The sequence below is a fragment of the Salinicola sp. genome, from assembly GCF_982684285.1.
Map to the genome: position 1 here is coordinate 1 of NZ_CEXLVS010000342.1, position 3,420 is coordinate 3,420.

Annotated in this window: 4 protein-coding genes; all 4 read right to left on the reverse strand. The window is 70.6% G+C overall.

The window, feature by feature from the left end:
- On the reverse strand, positions 1-1,193 hold a 1,193-nt coding region (locus AC3AYF_RS19460; RefSeq protein ID WP_487780215.1), incomplete at its 3' end, for a type II secretion system protein GspL.
- The gene (gene gspK, locus AC3AYF_RS19465) at positions 1,193-2,314 is read right to left on the reverse strand and encodes a type II secretion system minor pseudopilin GspK (protein ID WP_295041285.1); all 1,122 of its coding nucleotides are present in this window, start codon (positions 2,312-2,314) and stop codon (positions 1,193-1,195) included. The genes gspK and AC3AYF_RS19460, both read right to left, overlap by 1 nt.
- The gene (locus tag AC3AYF_RS19470) at positions 2,311-2,919 is read right to left on the reverse strand and encodes a prepilin-type N-terminal cleavage/methylation domain-containing protein (RefSeq protein WP_295041287.1); all 609 of its coding nucleotides are present in this window, start codon (positions 2,917-2,919) and stop codon (positions 2,311-2,313) included. The genes gspK and AC3AYF_RS19470 overlap by 4 nt, the downstream gene beginning before the upstream one ends.
- Positions 2,916-3,194 carry a type II secretion system protein GspI gene (locus AC3AYF_RS19475; protein WP_487780216.1) on the reverse strand — a complete coding sequence of 93 codons (279 nt, stop codon included), beginning with the start codon at positions 3,192-3,194 and terminating at the stop codon, positions 2,916-2,918. The genes AC3AYF_RS19470 and AC3AYF_RS19475 overlap by 4 nt, the downstream gene beginning before the upstream one ends.
- Positions 3,195-3,420 lie beyond the last annotated feature (226 nt).

A 3,420-nucleotide genomic window follows, 5' to 3' on the forward strand; every position in this document is an offset into this window, starting at 1 on the left:
GCGACGTTCTCCGCGTAGGTGTACTGGGGGATGGCGTTCTCGAGCACCGATGCGGTGTAGGCCTGCACCGAGAAGTCGATCCACTCCCCGATTCCGGTTCGCGCGCTGTCGAAGCGCGCGGCCAGCGCCGCCGCCTGACGCTGGCCTGCTGCGGTGTGTTCGCGCCAGCTCGTGGCCAGCCATAGCGAGGCGTCGAGCAGCGCCAGCAGGGCGATGGCCCCCGCCAGCCAGCGCGTGTGTCGCTGAGGCCGCCAAGTGATCCCTTGCCAGCGCGCTCCGCTGTCATCGGCGAACGGCAGCGCGGTGGGCGGCTGCGTGGCCAGCCAGATAAGGCTTCGTCGGCGCGCCTCTTCGGCCACATCGCTCGCTGCGTCGCCCGCCTGGCTGCCGTGGTGCGAGCCAGCGGCAGACGTATCACTGCCGACAGCGGGTCGCGTATCGGGACTTTCATCCATACCCACATCGAAATCGGTATCGGCACTCGCATCGATACCGGCACCGGCATCGCTATCCGCCGTGCCCGGGCGCTCGGCGTCGACCCTGAGACACTCGCGCTCGCGCCAGGCCGGCGGCAGTGGCCAGTCTCGCGGCCACGCCAGCCACTGGCGAGTCTCCGGCGCGCCCGGCGCCGCGGGTGCTGCCAGCCCCAGGCACAGGCGATGGCTGCCGTCGTCGAGTGTGGTGATCTGATCCGGTGTCGTCGGCCGCGGCAGTGCCAGAAAGGCGCAGCTCCAGCCCGCCGGGGCCAGGCCGAGGCGCTGCGCCCAGGCGTGCCAGGCGGCGAGCTCGGCGCTCGGCAGGACGATCAGTTCCAGGTGGTCGCGGCCGCGCTGCAGTGCGTGCAGATGGAGCTGGTCCACCGCATCGCTGGTCACCGTCTCCAGCAGCAGCGGCCATTCGCGGCGCTTGAGCCCGCGCGGCGCGGCGAGATGGAAGTGGCTGACCGCATCCGCCGCCAGCAGCAGGGTGACCGGGTGGCTGGCGGCCAGCCGCGTCAGCGCCTGCCACGCCTCGGGGGGGCTGGTGGCGCTTAGCGTCTGCGGGGTGGCGCCTTCGAGGCACCAGTCGACACGGAGCTGGATGTCTGTGTCCGTATCTGTGTCGGCGCCAACATCGGTGAGCGGCGCGAGGCGCTGGCGCGGGGCGACGAGCAGGCGGGTGGCGGCGCGCGCCGGGCGTGCGGATCGGCGCATCAGGGCGACTCCTGGGTGAAGAGGTTGTCCGCCGTCGGCCCGGCGGCGTCGGTCGAGATGGCATCGGTCGAGATAGCGTCGGTCGAGATAGCCTCGAGCCGGGCGCTGGGGTAGCCGCTGCGGCGGCTCAGCACCCGCACCCGCGCGGCCGGCTGGCGCGGATAGAAGGCGCTGGTGCCCTCGGCCAGCAGCAGACGCTGGAAGTCGTAGTGGCGATCCGCCAGGCGGATGCGGATATCCAGCGCCACATAGTCTGGGGTCAGACGCAGGCGGTTACCGTAGCGGTCGAGCCAGGTGGCATCGCCGCCCAGCACCTGGCGCACCGCGTCGAGGTCGGTATATCCCCCCGGCGGGCGGGCGCGCAGCAGCGTGGCCAGGGCGCCGCGATCGACCTGGCCCTCGAACAGCGCATCCAGCAGCGGCAGGTCGCCGGGCCCGAGGGCGTTGAGATCGAGCCGCCAGGGGCCGTCGTCGGGCAGCGCGCAGAGTTCACCGAAACGCCCGGCGCGTCGGCTGTCCAGCGGCGCCAGCCAGTTGATCTCGCTGGGATCGCGCAGCCAGGTGTCGGCGCTCGTCCGGGGCGGGTCGAGGCGCGCATAGTCGGCACCATCCATGCCGCCGGCGCGGGGGATGTTGTCGGGGTCGATCCAGTCGGCGAGGCGGGCGACGAATTCGTCTGGGGTCATGTCGGTGAGGCGCTCGCCGGCGTAGTTCGCCACCCAGTAGCGCAGCTGGCGCTGGGCCAGCGCGGCCTGGCTGCCGCCGAGTGCGTTGAGGTTGAAGCAGGTGCGCAGGTCGTGCACCACCAGGCGCAGCTCGCCGGCGTCGGTGGGGTAGCGCAGCGGGCGCCCGGCCAGGGTCTGCCACCACAGGTCGGCATGGCGCACCGCGGCATCGGTGAGCGCACGGCGGGCGATGATCTCCGCGCCGCGGGCGTAGAACTCGGCCTGGGTCTCCTGCTGCAGCAGTTCGAGACGGGTCAGCTCGCGCCGCCCCTGCAGGGTCAGCGCGCTCAGGGTGACGCTCACCAGCGCCAGCGCCAGCAGCACCATCAGCAGCGCGGCCCCGGTCTGGCGCGGCACGCCCGATGAGCCGCGGCGGGCGCTCGGCGGTGGGGTCATGGCAGCAGCTCCGGCAGGATGGCGGTCAATGTCATTAGCCGGCCGTGGCGCTGCCACTGCACGCGCACGCCCTGGGCGATGCCGTTCGGCGGCGGCGCGGCGAGCCAGCGCCCGGCGGCGAAGAACTCCAGCGTCAACGCGTTGACGCCGTCGAGCGCGGCCACCCGCTGCCACTCGGGCTCCCCGGCGGCGTCGAGCAGCCCGTTGGAATCGAGCGTCAGGGTGGCGCTATCGCGATCCCACTGCAGGCGCTGGCGGCGCAGGCGGGTGTAGAAATCGCCTACCGGCAGCGCCACCGCGCCCAGCGAGACCCACTCCAGCCGTGCCAGATCGGCACGATAGGCCAGCGGCAGGTTGAACAGGACCAGGCCGCGTTCGTGCACCGGGCGCTGTACCAGCGCCTCCAGGCGCCGCGTGAGCAGGCGGCTGAAATCGATCTCCGCGTCCAGTGGGGCTGGTTCGGCGAAGCGCTCGCGGACACTCACCAGCTGATTGACCAGCGCCGCCACGCCGATGCCGACCAGCGCGGTCAGGGCGATGGCGATCATCACCTCGAGCAGGGTAAAGCCGCGCTGGTGCGTTGTGGCTCGGAGGACGGGTATCACGGTGGCGCCAGATAGAGGGTGAAGGTGAGCACCGGGTGCGCGCGGGCCGGGTCGTCGTAGAGCGCCAGGCGCCCCTGGCGCAGCCGCTGGATCGGTGTGGCGCTCACCGTCAGGCGCCACCAGCAGGTGTGCCCCGCCTGGCTCAGCTCGCCTTGCTGGGTGCCCAGGCGCGGCCAGTAGTGGTCGAGCGCAGCGCGGCTCTCGAACTCCCGCGCGCACAGCAGCATAGGGGCGCGGCGCGCCGCACTCTCGGCGATGCGCACGCGCTGCTGCACGCCCTGGGCGACGATCGCCGCGATCAGCAGCTCGACCTGATCTCGTTGCTTAAGCAGCGCTCATCGACGAAGCCCGCATTATGCGGGTTTTTTTATGTCGTGCATATGCAGCACAAACACAGCGCTAATAAATTAGCAGAATAGGCTTTAAAATTTGCATGTCGACCATAGATAGGTGTATAGATAGACAAGATCAAGCCAGTTTAACGGAGTACTATTTATGCGT

Excerpts from the sequence above, each read along its gene's own strand:
- gspK (WP_295041285.1), bottom strand. The coding sequence starts at position 2,314 with ATGACCCCACCGCCGAGCGCCCGCCGCGGCTCATCGGGCGTGCCGCGC.